This window comes from Pseudomonas sp. LS_2, from assembly GCF_042709235.1.
Taxonomy (GTDB): domain Bacteria; phylum Pseudomonadota; class Gammaproteobacteria; order Pseudomonadales; family Pseudomonadaceae; genus Aquipseudomonas.
Genome location: NZ_JAVAYC010000012.1, coordinates 25,171 through 43,320, shown reverse-complemented (window position 1 = coordinate 43,320; position 18,150 = coordinate 25,171). Strand labels below are relative to the sequence as shown.

Genomic DNA, 18,150 nt, shown 5'->3' with positions numbered 1-18,150 from the left:
CTCCACAACAAGATTTTCCACCCTCCGAGGCCTGTATGAAGAACGTCGAACAAATCCTCAAGACCAAAGCCCAGCATCAGACCGTCCACACCATAGGCCCTGATGACTCGGTGCTCGACGCCCTGAAATTGCTGGCGGAAAAGAACATCGGTGCGCTGCCGGTGGTGGAAGACGGCCAGGTGGTAGGCATCGTCAGCGAACGTGACTATGCCCGCAAGCTGGTGCTCAAGGGCCGCTCGTCGGCAGCGACACCGGTACGCGACATCATGAGCGCACCCGTCGTCACCGTGGAGCCCAAGCAGAACCTCGAGTACTGCATGAACCTGATGACCAACCGCCACCTGCGCCACCTGCCGGTGGTAGAAAACGGCCAGTTGCTCGGCCTGCTGTCGATCGGCGACCTGGTCAAGGAAACCATCGCAGAACAGGCCAACCTGATCCAGCAACTGGAGCAGTACATCCGCGGCGAGTAAGCCGTCCTAGTGGTAGGCGCGCTCCAGCTCGTCCAGCTGATGGTCGAAGCTGCGCAGCCGTGCCGACCAGGTGTACACCAGCACTTCCAGGTCGCGGTTGAGCACGGCGGTGTTGCCACCGTCGCGCCCTTGCGGGTCGCACAGGTCCAGTTGGTAGCGCTCGCGGGCCATGGCTGTGGCCACGCTGGACAGGTCGCGGGCGTTGGCCAACCAGTGGTGATGATGGTCGTGCACTTCGCGGTCGAGCTCGCGGCATTGCAGCTTCAAGGCGTCCAGGCATTGCTCCAGCGGCGTGCCCTTGAGCTCGCCCATGACTTCCTCGAAGGTTCGTCCCGAATGCCAGTAGCTGCCCCAGAAGTAGCGGTCGAACACCGTCTCGACCCGGCGCAAGGCGACCTTGGTGTTCCAGATGGTCACCAACGTTCGGCCCTGGGCCACTTCGCGCTTGTTCAGGTGCAGCTGCTGCCAGGCGATCCACGCCAGGCCGCAAAGCGCCACCGCCGCGGTGACCGCAGCGGCGGCGTAGAGAAACTGCACCGCCTGGTTCATCTGGTGGGTGTGCCGGATACCGTAGAAGTAGCCGGCCGTCAGCGTGCCCAGGATCGTCACGGTGCACCAGAAGCCTGGTGCGTAGGGATCTTTCATCGCGCCATCCCCTTTTTGTTTTCCTGAGCATAGCAACGACAAATCACCCATCAGGTGCCGCTCGGCGCTTTATTTCTTCTGCGGATGAAGCGCCTCGTTGAGCTGATCGATCATGACTATCCAATCGGAGTCGGCGATGTAGTTTTCCTTCAGGAAGGCGCGCTGCGAGTCGTTCCAGAACGGCGCATCGACCAGCTTGATGCCATCATCGAGCGGCGAATGGGTGGTGATGAACCGCTCGATCTCCACAGGATCGTCCGGCAGGCCCAGTTGCTTGAAAATGTCGGAAAACGGATGAATAGGTGCGTCCATGGGTAGCTCCTCGGTTTCACGAACAATGCCCAGGATAGACAGCAGAGCTGCGGCATCGACTCGATCGGGTACGCTGCGATATCAGACTGGCGCCCGACGCAAGGTCGCGAGGAAAGCCGCCGCACCCAGGAACAACCCAGCAAAGGTGCGGTTCAGGCGTTTCTGCTGGCGGGGCGTGCGCAGCAGGCGCAGCACCCGCGCGGCCAGCCCGGTATAGCCGGCCATCACCAGCAGGTCGACGCTGACCATCGTCACGGCAATCGCCAGGTACTGCGCCAGCAGCGGCTGGTGCGGATCGATGAATTGCGGCAGCACCGCCAGCATGAACACCAGCGCCTTGGGGTTGCTGACATTCACCAGAAAGCCCCGGAACACCAGGCTCAAAGGCTTGCCAATCGGGCGCACGGCAGCGTTATCGGTCATGTCCATCGGCAACGCGCGCCATTGGCGGTAGGCCAGGTACACAAGGTAGGCCACGCCAAACCACTTGATAACCTGGAAGGCCGTGGACGAGGCGGCAAGTATGGCGCCGACACCGGCGGCGATGATGGCGATCTGTAAGATCAGCCCCAATTGCAGGCCCAAGGCATTCCAGTAGCCACGCCAGAACCCATACTGCAGCCCGCTGGACATCGAGGCGATGGCCCCGGCACCCGGCGACAGGCTGATGACCCAGCACGCGGCAAAGAACGCCAACCAGGTTTCCATCGACATCACACACCTCGCTCTAACAAATGTTGCAAAAGGTTAAGCTACGGCGTGACCGGAAAATTGGCAATCGCCACCCCGCGTCAGGCCTTGGAAAGGCGGCTGAGAATGCGGTCCAGGGCATTGGCGAAGGCTTGTTTCTCACGCTCGCCATAAGGTGCCTGGCCACCGCCGACCTGGCCTTGTTCGCGCAGCTCGGTGAACAGGTTGCGTACCGCCAGGCGCTCGCCCATGTTGCGTTCGTCGAATTCGCGTCCGCGTGGGTCCAGCGCAGCCACGCCCTTCTTGATGAGCCTATCGGCCAGCGGCACGTCACTGCAGATCACCAACTCACCGGGCACGGCATGCTCGACCAGGTAGTCGTCGGCCGCGTCCGGGCCACTGGGGACCACGATCAGGCGCACAACGGCGAACGCTGGCTTGATCTGCGACTGGCCGGCCACCAGCACCACCTCGAACTTGCGCTTGAGGGCGAACTTGACGATCAGGTCCTTGGCCGCCTTGGGGCAGGCGTCGGCATCGATCCATACACGCATTTTGGCTGTTTCCGTGATTCTGAATTTGCATAGTGTCGGCTGCGGCCTCTTCGCGGGCAAGCCCGCGAAGCAGACGCCGCCGATCTCAGCTGGCCGCCGCCCGCCGCTTCTCGGCCCGCCACGAACGCCCGTACAGGATCACGATGGCCAGCAACGCCAGTGCCTGCGCCCCCGCCTCTTGCACAGCCTTCACGCCATGCCCGGCGAACACCACCGACAACGCGCACGGCAACGCGGCATCTCGGTGCCGTCAATGCCCAGGCCGACCGTGTTGTGTTCTCGACGCTCAAGGCTCCGGGCGGATTTCATGAAAACTTAGGCACACTTTCCGCCCGAGTCAGCGTCGTCTTCACTGTGCTGCACCCCTCCAGGCTCGCTGTCTCAGGCCAACCGGCGACCAGGTAAATCTGCCAGTTGCGCAAGCAAAACATCACGCAGATGCTTAATTTCCTATCAGCCCAAACGGGTCATCCAACCTGGGAAATCACATGAAAGCCACTCATTTTTTTTATTGTAAACAGCAGTTGACTCAGGCTATCGATCTCAACGAACAATGCACTTTCATACGGTATAAAGAAATGCCGCTTGCCGAGACCACATCCTCCAAAACTACTAAACTCCTGATAACTGATCAAAAACACTCGACACTACAAGCCTTCCACCCCGCGCCTTCGAAACTCAGCTATACGCCCTATGGGGCGATGTCAGGCTCCACAGCGACCGCTTTATCGCTTGGATTCAATGGCGAAATAATCAATGTACTGCCTGGCGGCTATCTGCTCGGCCAAGGGTATCGCGCCTACTCACCGTCCTTAATGCGATTTTACGCCCACGACAACTACAGTCCCTTCGGCCAGGGGGGGCTCAATAGTTACGCCTACACTGCGGGCGACCCGATAAATTTTTCCGATCCCAGCGGCCATGTTCGAGCCTCGTTCACCAGTGGATTCAACCCCACAGCACCCACGTTGAAATCGCTGAAAAAAATTCATTCCCTCACGATCGCGCATCGCCAGGCGAAAGAAAGCTACCAACAGGCACGTCAAGACTTACAGCGAGCCAATAAACTAAGTAATGACTCGTTTGACACACTCTTGATGGCTGAAAATTTATCACGCGGAGGCAACCTTTCCTCGGTACCCCTTTCCGATATACGTCGAACCCATTCAAACATAGACGCACTAAGGGAGAGCCGCGCCACTACGGTCAGGGAGACCTTTAATAATATGCAAAACATTCAAAGTGAACGACGTCATCTACAAGAAGTGGTACCGGGTGCGTATAGTGCCGACGCAGCGCTCGCTGCTCGCATTTCAATAAACCCGTTCAATCGGCCTGATAAACCATCTTTAACTCCCACGCTTTTTACCGAAGAGAACGCGCGCATTCGTATGCCGCGAACAACTTGAAGCACTGACCATCGCCTAGGTTCTGTACGCAATCCCAAGCAACCGTAAATCCTTTCAACAAACCGCGATACGTTCGGGCTTGCTGAGGGAGCAAGGAGCGCCAAAACCCTGTGGGTAGCACGGCTTACTGACCAAGCAGCGCCATCACCAAAAAAGGCGATTAGCCATCATAAAGCCACTACTTTAGTTATAATCCCTGCCTTTTAGCGCCATCCACTCAGGGAAGAACCCACCAATGGTCACCCGCGCCCTCCCCTTGGCAGCCCTGCTCGCCACCTTGCAACTCACCGGCTGCGCCGCGTTCCGTAGCTACGACAGCGAGTTGCAGCAAACCAACCAGCAGCTGGCCGCCGGTAATGTCGACGCCGCCCTGACCCTGCTGGAGAGCAACAACAAGGGCGAAGACAAAGACCTGCTCTACTACTTCGAGAAAGGCGAGCTGCTGCGCTCCAAGGGCGACCTCACAGGTAGCCAGGACGCCTGGCGCGCCGCCGATGGCGTGGTGTTCCAGTGGGAAGAGGCGGTCAAGCTCGATACCGACAAGTACCTGAGCCAGTTCGGCAGCTACCTGGTCAACGACAAGGTCCGCCGCTACGAGGGCTACGACTACGAAAAAGTCATGCTGACCACCCAGATGGCCCTGAACCTGCTGGCCAACAACGACTTCGACGGCGCCCGCACCGAAATCAGGAAGACCCACGAGCGCGAAGCGGTAATCGCCGAACTGCGCGACAGGGAATACCTCAAGCGCGAGGAAGACGCTGAGAAACAAGGCGTTCAGACCGAGCTCAAGGACTTGAAGGGCTACCCGGTGGCCAGCCTCGACGCCCCTGAGGTGGTCAACCTCAAGAACAGCTACCAAAGCGCCTTCAGCCACTACCTGTCCGGCTTCGTCTACGAGGCCCTGGGCGAGAAAGGCCTTGCCGCACCGGGCTATCGCAAGGCCGCCGAACTGCGCCCGAACACCCCGCTGCTGGAGCAAGCCCTGCTGGACCTGGACAAGAACGCCGCCACCCCCAGCGAAAGCGACGTGCTGATCGTGGTGCAAAGCGGCCTGGCCCCGGCTCGCGACTCGGTACGCATTCCCCTGCCGCTGCCCATCGACGGCAACCTGGTAATCACCCCGCTGTCGTTCCCGGTCATGAAGGACGACACATCCACCGCGCATTTGCGCGAACTGCAGCTCAACGACAAGGCCCTGGCCCTGACCCCGCTCAACAGCACCAGCGCGATGTCGCGCCGCGCGCTGCGCGACGATATGCCGGGCATCATCCTGCGTACCAGCGTGCGTGCCATCACCCGTGGCGTGGCGCAGAAGAAAATGAACGAAGTGAACCCCATGGCAGGCCTGGTCATGGGCATCGCCTCGGCCGTGGTCGAAGGTGCCGACACCCGCACCTGGCGCACCCTGCCGGATGAAACCCAAGTGGCCCGCGTGCGCCTGGCACAGGGCGAACACCGCCTGAGCCTGCCGTCGAGCCTGGGCGGCACCCAGGTGAAAGTGAAGATCGACCGCCCCTACCAGGTCGTCAGCCTGCGCGTGGTCGGCAACCAGGTGTTCGCCGGCGGGGCAGCCATTCAGCTGCCTGCCCCGCTACCACCCCAAACCCAGGCCATCGCCCTCAAGTAACTGCTCAGGACCCGACCATGCGTAACACCTGCCTCGCCCTTATCACCGCCGCCTTGCTGGCCGGCTGCGCCACCCCGCCCCCACCGGCTCCCGGCAGCGCCGCCAGCAAGGTGGCGACCATGGGCCAGTTGGACGACATCGAAGTCGGCCAGATGCGTGTGGCCCGCGAAAACGGCTTTCTCACCGTCAAGGTGGCGCTGAACAACACCAGCCGCAGCAACCAGACCCTGTTCTACCGCTTCGCCTGGCTGGGCAACGACGGTTTCCCGGTGGCCGAAGAAGAAAGCTGGAAAACCCTACCGCTGTATGGCAAGCAAGCCAGCACCCTGCCTGCGATCGCGCCGACCCCCAAGGCCACCGACTTCCGCCTCGAAGTCCACACCCGCTGACCTCTGTTTTCGGAGCTTCTCCCATGTTTGCACGCATTTCCCTCGCCGCCGTCGCCATCGCCCTGGTCAGCGGCTGCAGCACCCCGTCACCCGTGCTCGGCGGCAAGAACATCAGCTACGGCGACGCCAAGGCCGTGGAACTGGTGACCAACGAATTCGGCTCCACCGACCTGCAGATGATTGCCGAGAGCATGACCCGCTCCCTGGCCCAGTCCGGCGTGCTGCATGGCCGCCCGGTGGTGCAGGTGTACGACGTGAAGAACAAGACCAGCGAATACATCGACACCCGCGAGATCACCACGTCGATCAAGACCCAGCTGATGAAAAGTGGCGTAGCGCGTTTCGCCAGCGACAACACCGACATGCAAAGCCAGGTCGACCAGCTGAAGTCGCAGAACCAGAGCGGCCTTTACAAGAAAGACACCGTGGCCAAGACCGGCAACATGATCGCCGCGCAGTACCGCCTGGAAGGCTCCATCAGCTCCATCGTCAAGCGCAGCAGCGACTACAAGGACGTGTTCTACAAGTTCAGCCTGCAACTGGTTGACGTGGAAAGCGGCCTGGCCGAATGGATGGACGAAAAAGAAATCCGCAAGACCACGGAGCGCTAACCAATGCGAGCATGGATGGCAGTGATGGGCCTGGTATGCGCGTTCAGCGTGCAGGCCGCGCCCAAGGTGGCGGTGACCGACCTGGCCTACCAGGAGCGGGTGCAGGAATACATTCGCATCGTCAGCGCCCAGGCCAGCCACCAGGTCAGCGCCTACAGCGCCAGCGGCCAGGCGAGCTACAACGAGTTCGAGAGCCTCAGCAGCTACATTGAGCAGGGCGAGCTGCGCAAGTTCGGTGGCGACATCAAGGGCGAGATCCTCAAGGGCGGGATGTTCCAGCTGGTGCAGGGTTCGGCCCACACCGCCGACTCGAAGGGTGATGTCTACGACGTGATCCGCCGCATCAAGAGCGGCGCATTCAAAGGTGCCGACTACGTGCTGTTCGGCACCGTGTCGGACATCGACTTCCAGCAGGACATCAACGCCCTGGACCACACCAACGCCTACTCGGCGGTGCTGGGCCTGACCTTGGTGGCCGACTTCAGCCTGATCAACACCCGCACCTACGAGATCACCTCGGCGTTCACCGCCATTGGCGAGGCGCAGGACACCAAGCTGGTGAAGAGCCAGGATGCGCGAGTAACCCTCAACCGCCCACGGGTAGTGCGTGAGGTGTCCAAGGCGCTGGGCGTGGATGTGGCGCAGCAGTTGGCCGAGCAGCTGGGCGGTGTGGTGCCAGGGCAACCTGGGCGAGCGCAGGGGCAAAGCAACTTGCCGCCGGATGAGCCGGCGAAGATTCTGCGCTGAAATGCGAACGCCCGGTGATACCGGGCGTTTGTTTTTCAGGGAGTCAGTCGTCGTAGTGGAAGCGACATTGCAGAACGGTAAGTTGCCCAGCTTCGAATAGGTACACCAGACGGTGCTCACGGGTGATGCGGCGCGACCAGAAACCAGACAAGTCGCCCTTGAGTGGTTCAGGCTTTCCCGTGCCTTTGAACGGAGTGCGCAGGCACTCTTTGATAAGTGCATTGATCGCGCTGAAGACGTCAGCATCCGCATCCTTCCAATGGCTATAGTCCTCCCAGCCCTCGGCGGTACACGCAATGCTGACGGCGCTTCTGGCTTCAGTCTTGTTGCGTTGCTTTGACTTCATGTTCATCGAGGGTCAGCTCATGGGTAACAGCCTTACCTGACCGAAGCTGATCGATGGAGGAACGCAAGCGCTTGGCGTTGGCCGATGTTCCCAGCAGATACATCGTCTCTTGCATGCCGTTGTAGTCCTCCAGGGAGATCATGACCACAGGCTCGCCACGCTGGCGTGTGATGATGGCGGGCTCATGGTCCCGACATACATCATCCATAGTCTGCTTCAGGTCGGCGCGAGCCTGGCTAAAAGTCAGTACGTGCATACTTTCGAATCCTTTCCAGGCTTTGCCCAGATGAGGTTTTCACGACCCCGAAGCTTGGCTTCAAGAGTGACAGGCTTTGTCGTAGCGGTGGTAGGCGACAACGCAACATTGTACAAACCTAAGTACAAACTTCAAAGAACCTATAGTCGGGAATCGTGAGGGCTGAAAGCTTAATGCTCGCTTTCCTTGAGATGAAGGTTGCGACCTACCCAGTTGGCTGTAGGCAATTTCCGTGATCGACGCGAGTCAGATCGCACGTCGCAATGATCATTTCAACAGCAGGTAAGATCTTGCGGGGTGCGTCACATGGACCGACGAAGGCCCGGAAAACGTTGAGATTGTTGATTATCACTGAGGTACATCATGTTCAAGAACGGCATGCGTCCCGTACACCCTGGCGAAATTCTGCGCGAGGACTTCCAGCGCGAAATGGGCTTCAGCGCTGCGGCCTTGGCCCGAGCGCTCGGCGTTTCTACCCCTACGGTGAACAATATCCTGCTCGAGCGCGGCGGGGTTTCTGCCGACATGGCGCTGCGCCTTGCTGCCTGTTTGGGCACTACCGCAGAGTTCTGGCTGAACCTGCAAACGGCCTATGAACTGCGCAAGGCCGAGCTGGAGCATGGTGAAGAAATCGCCGGAACCGTGCAGCGCCTGGTTGCCTGAGCGAAGTCCGGCAAACCCAGGCGCCTTTGCGCCACCGGTTCAGCGCTGACGATTCATCCCTATCTCCAAGTCATTGATCAGCGCCTTGGCCATGGCGCTGAGCACCCGCGCTGCGCTGCCCGCTTGCAGGTCGCCCTCCATCTCGGCCTCGGTGGTGAGGTGGCGGATGCAGCCCAGCAGCATGGAGATTTCATCCAGCGTGCGGTCCAGAGGGATGCCGGGCTGTACGCGGAACAGCTCCAGGAAGGTTTCCGTGCCTGCCGTGGTGCAGGCTTTGAGGTCATCGTCGCTCATGCCGATACCTCCCGCTCGATGTTGAGCTTCGCCAGCGTGTGCTCGACCAGGGCGCAGGCCATGTCGGCGGCGTGGGTGACGTTGGCGAGCATGTTCTGGCCGGGCTCACCGACGTGCAGGCGGCGGTGTTCTTCGAGGGTTTCGATCAGGCCGCGCAGCAGTTCGCTGGTGTGGGCCAGGGCATCGGGGGGGAGAAGGTCAGATTGGACGGAAAAGTAGGAATAGACGACGCGTGGGGGATCGGGGACGAGCTTTTTCATAAGAAGGCCCTGTATGCGCAAGTATGGAAACTGCCGTCCTCGTCGTCTCACGGAATTGGGTGGCAGTCGTGCACGGGGTGAGACCCGGGGCATACAGGAACCCGGCCAGGCCGAAGCCTGCCCGCACACGACCGCCATTGAAGCGGTGATCCTGCAAGCCGGGTGTCTCACGCCCGATCGCCTGGAAAGGCGACCTGGGGACGTTATCCGTGAGGCATTTCCCCGACAACACAGAAGCTTCCGCAAAATGCGTAGGATACTTCCCAAACAAGCGACACCTGAACCGATAGCTTTAAAGTTCAGAATTGCCTTACTGGAAGTGAGCACCCCCGCAACCCCATGACCTACCTATTACTTTTGCCAGTTGAGCTAACGCGTCATGGAAAACATATTGTCGACTTCATAAGAAGAGAGGCAACACCCATGACCACCACTCGACTATTCTATCAAAGTAGCTTGATGACTCATTCAATCACTGAAAAAGAACAACGCGCCCTGTTGAGAGTCGGCCAAACCCCACTCGCAGAGAACGCTCAGCATTCAGGAAAAAAATCAAACGTCATTGCTTGCCGCTGACGAAAAAAACTCCGTATTAAAGGTACATAAGCCAGAACAAAAAAGCCCAACCTACACGCCCTATGGTTACAACCACGCGGCCATCAGAGAGCATGCTTTGCTTGCGTTCAACGGCGAGTATCAAGACCCCGCAACGCACCATTACTTACTGGGTAGCTATCGTTTATACAGTACAACCCTCATGCGCTTCCATTCGGCTGATAGTCTCAGCCCCTTCGAGCATGGCGGAATCAACGCTTACGCTTACTGCGCCGGAGATCCCATAAATCGAACGGATCCTAGCGGGCATATGTACAGCGTAGGGACAGGAAGAATTTACCCTGGCCTCCATAAAATGGCTGGGCTTCAGAATCCTGCGCGCCCTGTGAGCCCCACCCCTACTACGAGCACATCGACGGTATTGAGCAGTTCACCGAAAAGGGTACGCTTGATGCCAGAAACCGCGGCACCGATAGGCCCTGGGAGTATCGTCGGGGGCAATGGCAATAGCATGAAGGCGTCAAAAACAGTAGAGATCATGCTGAACAGCGCAGAAAGGGAAGCATGGCGTACCTTCCATCCACCACAAACACCAAGTGACGCCTCCATAACCGGCTTAAAATATTTCACAGTAGGTGTCGAACTGGAAGACCGCGGCTTAATTACAGCCGCCGAATATGCCTTTGGTTTTGCCAAGAGCCAAGCGCCCAATGTGCTCAACTGGGGTGGGCTACCCAATGCCAGGCAAGCGCAGGTAGACAAGACTTGGGGCTCGGTCTTCCAACGCTCCGAACACGACATCGTAGGTTTGTTAAACAAAGAGGTGAGGCTGCAACTCCCCGTTTAATCGGTAGTTTTCAGGCACAGGTGATGCAGCTGCGGCGTCGCCTGCTTCCATCCCACCCAACGCCAAAAAACACCACCGTCTGCCCCATCGCCACGTCTCGAACGTGAGGGTTTTCCGTTTGAAGTGAGAGCAGATTTTCACCGTCAGCGGGAGTTCTCACGTATGAGTTTGCAACTCACTCAAGAAGCTACAGACCTCCAGCACATGACAAGTACTCGCCGTGCGGAGCGCGAAAATCTTATGCCCCTGCCTCCACAACCTGAGAGCACCAACACGCAAGGGCAGAGACAGGTAATCGACACCAATAATAGAATCAGAAATACCCGACAATCTCTGTAACCGTTAGAGATGCAGGAAAGGCTTTTAGAGAACCTTTGCCAATTCACTGGCCCTCTATAGCCTTCCAGCCCCCACCCAACGCCAAGAACACCCCCACCTGCCCCATCGCCACCTGGCTATTGGCCGCCGCCAACTGCGCCCGCACATCGGTGTAGGTGCGGGTCGCCTGCAAATCTGCCAGGAACGACTCACGCCCTACCTGATACCGCAAATGCGTTTGCTCAGCCGACTCTTTCGCCGAGCGCTCCGCCTCCGCCAGCGCATCACGCCGATCCAGCAACGCGCTGTACTGCGCCAAGCGGGTCTGGGTTTCGCGAATGGCGTTCAGCACCACCCCATCGAAATGCGCCAACGCCGCCTGGCTCGACGCCTCGGCCATGCGGATGCGCGCGCGGGTGCCATTGGTGGGAATGGTCCAGCTCACCAACGGGCCGAAGCCCCAACGGTTGGTAGCGGGCTCACCAAGGTTATCGAGGATACCGATAGTGCCCACCTGGGCGCCGAAGCTGATGTTCGGGTACAGCGCACCCGTGGCCACGCCGATGTTGGCGGTGGCCGCAGCCAGTTGGCGCTCGGCCTGGCGCACGTCGGGGCGGCGCTTGAGTAACGCGGCGCCGTCGCCGACCGGAATCAGCTGCGCCAAATGCGGCAGCTCGGCGCATTCGGCGGTGCCGGTGGGCAGCTTTTCCACAGGGGTGGCGAGCAGCGCGGCCAGGGTATACAGGCCCGCCTCGCGCTCGGCCTTGAAGCGTGGCAGCTCGGCACGCAGGGATTTGAACTGGGTCTGCGAGCGGGTCACTTGGGTGTCGTCGCCACGGCCTGCATCACGCAGGCGCTGGGTGAGTTGCACGCTCTGCTGCTGCAAATCCAGCGACGCGTGGGCGATGTGGTATTCCTCGTTGGCCGAGCACACCTGGGTATAAGCCTTGACCACATCCGCCACCAGGGTGATGCGGGCGGTGTCGGCGGCGGCCTGCACCGCGTCGGCGTTGGCCTGGGCGGCCTCGGTGCCGCGCTTGAAGGTGCCCCACAGGTCGAACTGGTACGAGGCGCTGAGAATCGCCTCGCCAATATTGGCCACCGGCACTTTTTCCGGCAGCAGGAAGGCCTCGCCGGACTCCTGCAAGCGCTGTGCTGCTACCTTGGCACCGCCGCTGAAACCGCCCTGGGCATCGGCCACCTCCACCTGGGCGCGGGCCTTGGCGATGTTGGCGGCGGCCACACGCAGTTCGGTGTTGGCGGCCAGGGCCTGGCGTACGAGTTCGTTCAGGCGCGGGTCTTGGTACAGCTGCCACCAGTCGTCAGGCACCGGCGCCGATACCACGCTATCGGCATCCTGGCGCAACGGGCCGTTGAGATCGCTGCGCTGAATCGCGCCGTCCTTCGGCACTTCATAATCCGGCCCGACCATCGCGCAGGCCCCCAACGACAACGCCAGCCCCAGCAACATCAGGTGTTTCATGGCTGCTGGCCCTCAATGATCGATACCGTGGCAGTGCGCCCGGCGATCATGCGGAAGTCCTCCGGCACCTCATCGAAAGCGATACGCACCGGAATCCGCTGGGCCAAACGCACCCAGCTGAACGCGGGATTGACGTTGGGCAGCAGGTTGGCGCCGCTGACCCGGTCGCGGTCCTCGATGCCTGCCGAAAGGCTCTGCACATGGCCAAGCAGGCGGGTGTCATCGCCCATCACGCGGATGTCCACGGCATCGCCAACATGAATGCCGCCGAGCTTGGTTTCCTCGAAATAGCCATCGACGTGGTACGACGCACTGTCGACCACCGACAGCACCGGCCGGCCCGCGCTGACGAACTCGTGGGCACGCGGGGCGCGGTCATTGAGGTAGCCGTCCACCGGGCTGCGCACCACCGAGCGGTCAAGGTTGAGCTGGGCGGTATCCACTGCCACCTGCGCCTCGCTCACCGCCGAGCGGGCGCGGGCCTGGCGGGACTGGCTCTCTTCGAGCTGCTCGGCGGCCACCAGGTTGCCCAGCTTGCGGTTGCGCTGCGCTTCGCGGCTGGCCTGGGCCAGGGTTTCCTCGCGCTCGGCGAGAGTCGCCTGGGCGTGGCGCAGGGCCAGGCTGAAACGCGCCTGGTCGATGGTGAACAGCACGTCACCGCGCTTGATCGGCTGGTTGTCGCGAACTTCAACCTTTTCGATCAGGCCCGAGACATCCGGGGCGATCTGGATCACGTCGGCGCGAATGTGGCCATCGCGGGTCCAGGGGGCGAACAGGTAGTACACGACCATCTGCCACACCAGTACGGCGGCGAAGGTCACGACCAGCAAGGTCAGGGCCACCTGGCCCAAGGTCAACAACGGCTTTTTCATGGCAGCATCAGGCTTCGGCAAAAGTGGTCTACGCCGCCAAGCAGCACGGCGTAGAGGGCAACGTTGAACAACGCCCGGTGCCAGACCAGGCGGTAGAAATGCAGGCGCACCAGCACGGCGTGCACGCCCAGGAACAGCACATAGGTACAGACCATCATCACCAGCAGGGTGGGCAGGAATACTCCGCTGATATCCAGTTCACCGATCACAGCGGTGCTCCATCGATGCCCGCAGGCAGTTGTGGTTGTTCGGCGGGCTCAAGCATCACTTCCACACCCGGCAGCAGCGCCAGGCGCAGGCCGCTCAGGGCATGCAGCAGGTGCACGCGGGCGTCGCCGCGCTCGCTCGCCTCACCCAGCGCCAGGGCCTGACGGGCGCGTTCCATGTTGCGCAGCAGCGCCGCCGGGGCGTGCAGACGCTCGCCAGCACGCAGGCAAGCGGCGTAGTGCTCGCCCACTTCCTCTATCACCGTGCGCAGGCGCTCGCGCGGCTGTTGGCCAACACGCGGCAGGTAGGCCAACAGGTCAAGCAGGTTCAGGCCCACGCGCAGGTCACGCAGGGCAACGCCGCTGTCCTGCCCGGTTTGTGACAGGCGCGGCAGGTGCTGCATCAGGCGGTCGAGCATTTGCACACCTACCTGGCGCTGCTCGGCGAGGGTGGCCGGGGCAGTCATTTCGACGATGTCGCGCCAGGCGAAGCGGGTCATGCGCTTGGCCGCCAGCTCCACCCCGAACGGGCGCAGCAGCAGGGTCCAGATGAAGGCGAACAGCAGCCCCACGGGCCCGGCCAGGTTGGCGTTGATGAAGGTGAAGAAGTCGGCGTCGTAGGCACCCTGGATGCTGATGAAGGTGGAGGTGTTGACGATGGTCAGCAAGGTGCCGAGGTAGAAGCGCGGCTGCACCGTGAGGGTGCCGACGCAGATGAACGGTACGGCGAAGGCCAGCACCAGCATGGGGAAGTCGTGCAGGTTCGGCAGTACCAGGAACAGGTAGACGCTGGAGAAGATCACCGACAGCAGCGTCCAGAAGAAGAACCGGTAGATCTGCGGCGCCGGGTCGTCCATGGCGGCGAAGAAGCTGCACGCAACAGCGGCGAGGATCACCGCACTGGCGCCGTCGTTCCAGCCCAGGCCAATCCATAGGCCGCAGGCGACGATGATCGCGGTGACGGTGGAGAATACCGAGTAGAGCATCAGGCCACGGTCGAAGAACGGCGTCAGGCGGCCCAGGCGCCAGTGGCGGTAGACCGCACGCCAGGGCGTGGCATCGTCCAGGCGCAGGGCATGTTGCAGGGTGCAGCAATCCTGCCACAGGTCGACCCATTCGCTGAGGCGGTAGAGGGCATTGGACAGCAGCAGTTGCGGGCGTTGGTCGAGGGCTTCGGCGCTGGGTTGCAGTTGCTCGATGCGTTCGCGCAGGGCGCTCCAATGGGCTTGCGAGGCGTCTTCGGCGGTGTTCGCAAGCCAGCTTCCAGCCTGCGCCAGCAGCGGCTGGACCACCGCGAACTGTGCAGGCGCGCGGCTTTCGAGGGCCACCAGGGCATCGTCCAGTGCATCGATCACCGGCAGCAGGTGGATCATCCGCCCGCGCAGCTCGCGGGCGTTCTTCAAGGTGTGCGGGCCGGCGCCTTCGTGGCCGAGTTGGCCGATCATCAATTCGAGGCTGTTGAAGGTGGCGACCATCGAGCCGCGCAGGCCGCCGACCTTGTCGCTGGAAGCCTCGCGGGCCAGATACGTGGCGCTGTAGCGGATCGCCTCGGCGAACCAGCTGCCGGTTGCGCCGACCACCACGGGCGCCAGCCGGCGCGGCCAGAAGATCGCCCCCACCACCGCCGCGCAGACGATGCCCAGGCAGATCTCCTGGGCACGGGACGACGCCACGTCGAACACTGCCAGCGGGTTGTCGACCACCGCCAGGGCGATCATCGGCAAGGTGTAGCCGGCCAGCATCAGCACGTAGTTGTTGGCCGTGCGCAGGTTCAGCGAGAGGAACAGCAAGGTGCCGGTCCACAGCGCGATGGCCACGCTCAGCAGCAGCGGTGACTGCACCAGCGGCGGCACCAGCAATATTGCCCCGCCTGCGCCGAGCAAGGTGCCCAGGGCGCGGTACAGCGCTTTGGAGCTGGTCGGCCCGACGAACGGGCTGGAGACAATGTACACCGTGGCCATGGCCCAGTAAGGGCGCGGCAGTTGCATCAGCAAGGCGATGTACAGGGCGATCATCGAGGCGGCGAAAGTGCGCACGCCGTAGAACCAGTCGCGCGCCGGGGGCACCGAGGAAAAGAACCCGCTCATGCCGATTCGCCCGCTTCTTCGAAGGCGCGAATCACCCGCAGGGTGGCTTCCAGGTCGGCCTGGTCGATGCCACGCAGCACGTCGCGGCGCAGGCGTACCAACTCGCCTTCGATGGACTCCGCCAGCGTGCGACCCGCCGGGGTCAGGCTCAGGGCCTTGGCGCGGCGGTCGAGGGGGTCTTCGCTGCGTTGCACCAGGCCGGCCTTGCACAACTGGTCAAGCAGGCGCACCAGCGACGGGCTTTCCAGCCCGGAGGCGTGAGCCACCGCCACTTGGTGCACGCCATCGCCCAGGCGCACGATCATCAGCAGCGGCACCGCGCAGGCTTCGGAAACGCCATAGCCGGTCAGGGCCGCATGGCAGATGCGCCGCCAGTGGCGAGCGGCAACGACCATGCCGCTGCTGATTTTCAGGTGCAGTGCGTCGAGATTCATGAGTGGGTATCGGGCATATTCATAGTTTGCTAACTATCAATATACGCCTAGCCCTACCCCCAGCGTCAACCCGAGGGAGTTTGGGTTAGATGAAAGGTTGTTCATGTGGGGGGGCATTGAGATTTATGTCGTATGGCACGGGCTACGCCCGTGTTCGCGGGTGAACCCGCTCCCACAGGTAGTGCACCGTTCTCAGGCTCGGCGCGCGCCCTGTGGGAGATTTGTGTCGTATGGCACGGGCTGCGCCCATGTTCGCGGGTGAACCCGCTCCCACAGGTAGTGCACCGTTCTCAGGCTCGGCGCGCGCCCTGTGGGAGATTTGTGTCGCATGGCACGGGCTGCGCCCGTGTTCGCGGGTGAACCCGCTCCCACAGGTAGTGCACCGTTCTCAGGCTCGGCGCGCACCCTGTGGGAGCGGGTTTACCCGCGAAAAGGCCAGAACAGGCGGCTCAGGGCTGAATCTGATCTTCCAGCTTCATGGTCAACGCCAAGGTGCTGCCCATTGCAATCGCCTGGTCACGCCAAGCCAAGTAGCGCGCCGCATCCCGCCGACTGAAATGCACCGCCAGCTCTTCCGCCGCCTGCATCACCCCCGCCCCCGCCGCCAGCTCCAGCCAGTACAGCGCCGCCTTGGTCTCGGCCTCGACATTGACCCCATGCAGCAGTCGGTAGCCCACCTCGAAGCGGCAGCGCGCCTCGCAGGCCTCGGCGCCGCGCAGAAACCAGCCATAGGCCTCGACCAGGTCCACTTGCCAGAGCTGGTCGCCATCGCACACTTCTTCTTCGTAGAGGTCGCCCAGCGCCGCCGCGGCATGGGCCATGCCGCACTCGAAGGCATGCCGATAACACTCGGCAGCATTGGCGTAGGACACCACTACGCCCTTGCCGAAGTAATGCTGCTGCCCCAGGTTGAACCAAGCCGCGGCATTGCCCTGCATCGCCGCCATGCGCAACAGGTGCCCGGCCCGGGTGACGTCTGAGCGCCAGTACTTGCCGTTCAGCCATACCCAGCCCAGGTCGTTGAGCGCCGCTGCGCTGCCTTCCAATGCCTGGCGCCGCAGCTCGGCATAGATGGCCTGCAAGTCGACCGCCTCGTCCAGGCGCTCGGCCAGGCTGAAGCGCTCGCCCAGCAACGCGCGCTGGCTGGGCATGCCAACCCCGGTGAACACCCGGCGTTGCCCAGGGTTGGCCGCGGCAGGCGCAATGCGCTCGGGCAACAGCCGAGCGAGCAGCGAATGGATATTGCTGGCAGCAGACATGTTCATCCTCATTGAACGATCCACAGCGTCGACCTCGACTGTGATGAGGCGTGATTCTGCGCGATGGCACGACAAAACCTGTCGCGAACGATTCGATCCACGGCAACCATTGTTATCTTCCTTGGTCGGAGCGAAACATGGCCATTTGCCATGCAGCCTTACTGCCGCCATGCTATGCCGGCAAGCCTAGACAAGGACGTTACCTTTTGCCCTTCGCCACCACCCGCGCCACCCTCAGCCGTCAATGGGCGCTGTTGCGTCAACTGCCCAGCCGTTCGCCCGGCACCACCAGTGCCGAGCTGGTGTGGCGGCTGCGCGATGTCGGTTTCCACGTCAGCAAGCGCACGGTCGAGCGCGACCTCAACGAGCTGTCGCTGATCTTCCCGCTTGAGCGCAACGACAAGAGCATCCCGTTCGGCTGGCACTGGTCGACCAATGCCGTGGGCGACTTGCGTGGAAATTTCGATTTGCACGGCTACTTGCGCAGCGACTCGCTCCTACCGCGCGAGGATGAAGGAATCGAGTTGCAAGCGTGGGTCAGTGATGCCCTGGCGCGCCAGTTGCGCGAAGCGCCGCTGACCCCGGACATGCAGCTGACCGCGCTGGAGCACGGGCACCGGCTGCGAGCCACGGTCAGCGACTGCGGGTCGCTGCGCTGGTGGGTGCTGGGGCAAGGGGATGGGGTGGTGGTGGAGCAGCCGCAGTGCTTGCGCGAGGAGATTGGGCGGATATTGAGCAGTGCGGCGGCTCGGTATCAGGGCTGAGATCGGCTGCTGCCTTCGCGGGTAAACCCGCTCCCACAGGGATTGC

Annotated in this window: 24 protein-coding genes and 1 pseudogene; 10 read left to right on the top strand and 15 right to left on the bottom strand. The window is 61.9% G+C overall.

Annotated features, from left to right (window positions below):
• Nucleotides 1-35: 35 nt before the first annotated feature.
• On the top strand, nucleotides 36-473 hold the full coding sequence (locus RAC97_RS13220; protein ID WP_375098974.1) for a CBS domain-containing protein: 438 nt from the start codon (nucleotides 36-38) through the stop codon (nucleotides 471-473).
• 6 nt (nucleotides 474-479) lie between these two features.
• On the opposite strand, the gene RAC97_RS13215 is transcribed toward RAC97_RS13220, so the two are convergent.
• From RAC97_RS13215 to RAC97_RS13195, 5 genes are all read right to left on the bottom strand, one after another.
• Nucleotides 480-1,118, bottom strand: a complete 639-nt coding sequence (locus tag RAC97_RS13215; protein ID WP_375098975.1) for an NADH:ubiquinone oxidoreductase subunit N — start codon at nucleotides 1,116-1,118, stop codon at nucleotides 480-482.
• 69 nt (nucleotides 1,119-1,187) lie between these two features.
• On the bottom strand, nucleotides 1,188-1,430 hold the full coding sequence (locus RAC97_RS13210; RefSeq protein ID WP_375098976.1) for a DUF2789 domain-containing protein: 243 nt from the start codon (nucleotides 1,428-1,430) through the stop codon (nucleotides 1,188-1,190).
• An 81-nt stretch (nucleotides 1,431-1,511) separates the two neighbouring features.
• Nucleotides 1,512-2,144: a LysE family transporter gene (locus tag RAC97_RS13205; protein ID WP_375098977.1), complete on the bottom strand. Its 633-nt coding sequence runs from the start codon at nucleotides 2,142-2,144 to the stop codon at nucleotides 1,512-1,514.
• Nucleotides 2,145-2,221: 77 nt separating this feature from the next.
• Nucleotides 2,222-2,674, bottom strand: a complete 453-nt coding sequence (locus tag RAC97_RS13200) for a YaiI/YqxD family protein (protein ID WP_375098978.1) — start codon at nucleotides 2,672-2,674, stop codon at nucleotides 2,222-2,224.
• An 85-nt stretch (nucleotides 2,675-2,759) separates the two neighbouring features.
• A complete protein-coding gene (locus RAC97_RS13195; RefSeq protein ID WP_375098979.1) occupies nucleotides 2,760-2,906 on the bottom strand; it encodes a hypothetical protein in 147 nt (48 codons plus the stop codon).
• Between the two features lie 256 nt (nucleotides 2,907-3,162).
• Here RAC97_RS13195 and RAC97_RS13190 point away from each other — a divergent pair, with 256 nt between their 5' ends.
• From RAC97_RS13190 to RAC97_RS13170, 5 genes are all read left to right on the top strand, one after another.
• Nucleotides 3,163-4,083: an RHS repeat-associated core domain-containing protein gene (locus RAC97_RS13190; RefSeq protein WP_375098980.1), complete on the top strand. Its 921-nt coding sequence runs from the start codon at nucleotides 3,163-3,165 to the stop codon at nucleotides 4,081-4,083.
• 235 nt (nucleotides 4,084-4,318) lie between these two features.
• Entirely contained in the window at nucleotides 4,319-5,713 is a 1,395-nt protein-coding gene (locus RAC97_RS13185; RefSeq protein ID WP_375098981.1) for a COG3014 family protein, read from the top strand.
• A gap of 17 nt (nucleotides 5,714-5,730) precedes the next feature.
• Nucleotides 5,731-6,102: a YcfL family protein gene (locus tag RAC97_RS13180; protein WP_375098982.1), complete on the top strand. Its 372-nt coding sequence runs from the start codon at nucleotides 5,731-5,733 to the stop codon at nucleotides 6,100-6,102.
• 23 nt (nucleotides 6,103-6,125) lie between these two features.
• Nucleotides 6,126-6,713 carry a penicillin-binding protein activator LpoB gene (gene lpoB, locus RAC97_RS13175; RefSeq protein WP_375098983.1) on the top strand — a complete coding sequence of 196 codons (588 nt, stop codon included), beginning with the start codon at nucleotides 6,126-6,128 and terminating at the stop codon, nucleotides 6,711-6,713.
• A 3-nt stretch (nucleotides 6,714-6,716) separates the two neighbouring features.
• Nucleotides 6,717-7,460 carry a penicillin-binding protein activator LpoB gene (locus RAC97_RS13170; RefSeq protein ID WP_375098984.1) on the top strand — a complete coding sequence of 248 codons (744 nt, stop codon included), beginning with the start codon at nucleotides 6,717-6,719 and terminating at the stop codon, nucleotides 7,458-7,460.
• Between the two features lie 43 nt (nucleotides 7,461-7,503).
• On the opposite strand, the gene RAC97_RS13165 is transcribed toward RAC97_RS13170, so the two are convergent.
• Together RAC97_RS13165 and RAC97_RS13160 are read right to left on the bottom strand one after the other, a co-directional pair.
• Complete coding sequence (locus tag RAC97_RS13165; RefSeq protein ID WP_375098985.1) at nucleotides 7,504-7,812, bottom strand: Txe/YoeB family addiction module toxin; 309 nt, start codon at nucleotides 7,810-7,812, stop codon at nucleotides 7,504-7,506.
• Nucleotides 7,778-8,062, bottom strand: a complete 285-nt coding sequence (locus RAC97_RS13160) for a type II toxin-antitoxin system Phd/YefM family antitoxin (protein ID WP_375098986.1) — start codon at nucleotides 8,060-8,062, stop codon at nucleotides 7,778-7,780. Before RAC97_RS13160 ends, RAC97_RS13165 begins: the two co-directional genes overlap by 35 nt.
• A gap of 363 nt (nucleotides 8,063-8,425) precedes the next feature.
• Here RAC97_RS13160 and RAC97_RS13155 point away from each other — a divergent pair, with 363 nt between their 5' ends.
• Nucleotides 8,426-8,725: a HigA family addiction module antitoxin gene (locus RAC97_RS13155; protein ID WP_375098987.1), complete on the top strand. Its 300-nt coding sequence runs from the start codon at nucleotides 8,426-8,428 to the stop codon at nucleotides 8,723-8,725.
• A 39-nt stretch (nucleotides 8,726-8,764) separates the two neighbouring features.
• Here RAC97_RS13155 and RAC97_RS13150 read toward each other — a convergent pair whose 3' ends face one another.
• Together RAC97_RS13150 and RAC97_RS13145 are read right to left on the bottom strand one after the other, a co-directional pair.
• Complete coding sequence (locus tag RAC97_RS13150) at nucleotides 8,765-9,019, bottom strand: DUF3077 domain-containing protein (RefSeq protein ID WP_375098988.1); 255 nt, start codon at nucleotides 9,017-9,019, stop codon at nucleotides 8,765-8,767.
• Complete coding sequence (locus RAC97_RS13145) at nucleotides 9,016-9,279, bottom strand: hypothetical protein (RefSeq protein ID WP_375098989.1); 264 nt, start codon at nucleotides 9,277-9,279, stop codon at nucleotides 9,016-9,018. The genes RAC97_RS13150 and RAC97_RS13145 overlap by 4 nt, the downstream gene beginning before the upstream one ends.
• Nucleotides 9,280-9,841: 562 nt before the next feature.
• Here RAC97_RS13145 and RAC97_RS13140 point away from each other — a divergent pair.
• Both RAC97_RS13140 and RAC97_RS13135 read left to right on the top strand, forming a co-directional pair.
• Nucleotides 9,842-10,084, top strand: a pseudogene (locus tag RAC97_RS13140) (RHS repeat-associated core domain-containing protein); the annotation flags it as partial.
• A gap of 261 nt (nucleotides 10,085-10,345) precedes the next feature.
• Nucleotides 10,346-10,681 (top strand): hypothetical protein, encoded by a 336-nt coding sequence (locus RAC97_RS13135; RefSeq protein ID WP_375099014.1) that lies wholly within the window; start codon nucleotides 10,346-10,348, stop codon nucleotides 10,679-10,681.
• A 382-nt stretch (nucleotides 10,682-11,063) separates the two neighbouring features.
• On the opposite strand, the gene RAC97_RS13130 is transcribed toward RAC97_RS13135, so the two are convergent.
• The 6 genes from RAC97_RS13130 to RAC97_RS13105 all read right to left on the bottom strand — a co-directional run bounded on the left by RAC97_RS13130 (nucleotide 11,064) and on the right by RAC97_RS13105 (nucleotide 17,340).
• Nucleotides 11,064-12,482 carry an efflux transporter outer membrane subunit gene (locus RAC97_RS13130; protein WP_377748130.1) on the bottom strand — a complete coding sequence of 473 codons (1,419 nt, stop codon included), beginning with the start codon at nucleotides 12,480-12,482 and terminating at the stop codon, nucleotides 11,064-11,066.
• On the bottom strand, nucleotides 12,479-13,354 hold the full coding sequence (locus RAC97_RS13125) for an efflux RND transporter periplasmic adaptor subunit (RefSeq protein ID WP_375098991.1): 876 nt from the start codon (nucleotides 13,352-13,354) through the stop codon (nucleotides 12,479-12,481). The genes RAC97_RS13130 and RAC97_RS13125 overlap by 4 nt, the downstream gene beginning before the upstream one ends.
• Nucleotides 13,351-13,563 (bottom strand): DUF1656 domain-containing protein, encoded by a 213-nt coding sequence (locus RAC97_RS13120; protein WP_375098992.1) that lies wholly within the window; start codon nucleotides 13,561-13,563, stop codon nucleotides 13,351-13,353. The genes RAC97_RS13125 and RAC97_RS13120 overlap by 4 nt, the downstream gene beginning before the upstream one ends.
• Nucleotides 13,560-15,647: an FUSC family protein gene (locus RAC97_RS13115; RefSeq protein WP_375098993.1), complete on the bottom strand. Its 2,088-nt coding sequence runs from the start codon at nucleotides 15,645-15,647 to the stop codon at nucleotides 13,560-13,562. Before RAC97_RS13115 ends, RAC97_RS13120 begins: the two co-directional genes overlap by 4 nt.
• A complete protein-coding gene (locus RAC97_RS13110; RefSeq protein ID WP_375098994.1) occupies nucleotides 15,644-16,081 on the bottom strand; it encodes a MarR family winged helix-turn-helix transcriptional regulator in 438 nt (145 codons plus the stop codon). Before RAC97_RS13110 ends, RAC97_RS13115 begins: the two co-directional genes overlap by 4 nt.
• A gap of 449 nt (nucleotides 16,082-16,530) precedes the next feature.
• Nucleotides 16,531-17,340: a tetratricopeptide repeat protein gene (locus tag RAC97_RS13105; protein WP_375098995.1), complete on the bottom strand. Its 810-nt coding sequence runs from the start codon at nucleotides 17,338-17,340 to the stop codon at nucleotides 16,531-16,533.
• A 206-nt stretch (nucleotides 17,341-17,546) separates the two neighbouring features.
• On the opposite strand from RAC97_RS13105, the gene RAC97_RS13100 reads away from it, so the two are divergent.
• Entirely contained in the window at nucleotides 17,547-18,104 is a 558-nt protein-coding gene (locus tag RAC97_RS13100) for a WYL domain-containing protein (RefSeq protein WP_375098996.1), read from the top strand.
• The last annotated feature ends 46 nt before the right edge of the window (nucleotides 18,105-18,150 follow it).

Excerpts from the sequence above, each read along its gene's own strand:
- RAC97_RS13220 (WP_375098974.1), top strand. The coding sequence starts at position 36 with ATGAAGAACGTCGAACAAATCCTCAAGACCAAAGCCCAGCATCAGACC.
- RAC97_RS13215 (WP_375098975.1), bottom strand. The coding sequence starts at position 1,118 with ATGAAAGATCCCTACGCACCAGGCTTCTGGTGCACCGTGACGATCCTG.
- RAC97_RS13210 (WP_375098976.1), bottom strand. The coding sequence starts at position 1,430 with ATGGACGCACCTATTCATCCGTTTTCCGACATTTTCAAGCAACTGGGC.
- RAC97_RS13205 (WP_375098977.1), bottom strand. The coding sequence starts at position 2,144 with ATGTCGATGGAAACCTGGTTGGCGTTCTTTGCCGCGTGCTGGGTCATC.
- RAC97_RS13200 (WP_375098978.1), bottom strand. The coding sequence starts at position 2,674 with ATGCGTGTATGGATCGATGCCGACGCCTGCCCCAAGGCGGCCAAGGAC.
- RAC97_RS13190 (WP_375098980.1), top strand. The coding sequence starts at position 3,163 with ATGAAAGCCACTCATTTTTTTTATTGTAAACAGCAGTTGACTCAGGCT.
- RAC97_RS13185 (WP_375098981.1), top strand. The coding sequence starts at position 4,319 with ATGGTCACCCGCGCCCTCCCCTTGGCAGCCCTGCTCGCCACCTTGCAA.
- RAC97_RS13180 (WP_375098982.1), top strand. The coding sequence starts at position 5,731 with ATGCGTAACACCTGCCTCGCCCTTATCACCGCCGCCTTGCTGGCCGGC.
- lpoB (WP_375098983.1), top strand. The coding sequence starts at position 6,126 with ATGTTTGCACGCATTTCCCTCGCCGCCGTCGCCATCGCCCTGGTCAGC.
- RAC97_RS13170 (WP_375098984.1), top strand. The coding sequence starts at position 6,717 with ATGCGAGCATGGATGGCAGTGATGGGCCTGGTATGCGCGTTCAGCGTG.
- RAC97_RS13165 (WP_375098985.1), bottom strand. The coding sequence starts at position 7,812 with ATGAACATGAAGTCAAAGCAACGCAACAAGACTGAAGCCAGAAGCGCC.
- RAC97_RS13160 (WP_375098986.1), bottom strand. The coding sequence starts at position 8,062 with ATGCACGTACTGACTTTTAGCCAGGCTCGCGCCGACCTGAAGCAGACT.
- RAC97_RS13155 (WP_375098987.1), top strand. The coding sequence starts at position 8,426 with ATGTTCAAGAACGGCATGCGTCCCGTACACCCTGGCGAAATTCTGCGC.
- RAC97_RS13150 (WP_375098988.1), bottom strand. The coding sequence starts at position 9,019 with ATGAGCGACGATGACCTCAAAGCCTGCACCACGGCAGGCACGGAAACC.
- RAC97_RS13145 (WP_375098989.1), bottom strand. The coding sequence starts at position 9,279 with ATGAAAAAGCTCGTCCCCGATCCCCCACGCGTCGTCTATTCCTACTTT.
- RAC97_RS13135 (WP_375099014.1), top strand. The coding sequence starts at position 10,346 with ATGAAGGCGTCAAAAACAGTAGAGATCATGCTGAACAGCGCAGAAAGG.
- RAC97_RS13130 (WP_377748130.1), bottom strand. The coding sequence starts at position 12,482 with ATGAAACACCTGATGTTGCTGGGGCTGGCGTTGTCGTTGGGGGCCTGC.
- RAC97_RS13125 (WP_375098991.1), bottom strand. The coding sequence starts at position 13,354 with ATGAAAAAGCCGTTGTTGACCTTGGGCCAGGTGGCCCTGACCTTGCTG.
- RAC97_RS13115 (WP_375098993.1), bottom strand. The coding sequence starts at position 15,647 with ATGAGCGGGTTCTTTTCCTCGGTGCCCCCGGCGCGCGACTGGTTCTAC.
- RAC97_RS13110 (WP_375098994.1), bottom strand. The coding sequence starts at position 16,081 with ATGAATCTCGACGCACTGCACCTGAAAATCAGCAGCGGCATGGTCGTT.
- RAC97_RS13105 (WP_375098995.1), bottom strand. The coding sequence starts at position 17,340 with ATGTCTGCTGCCAGCAATATCCATTCGCTGCTCGCTCGGCTGTTGCCC.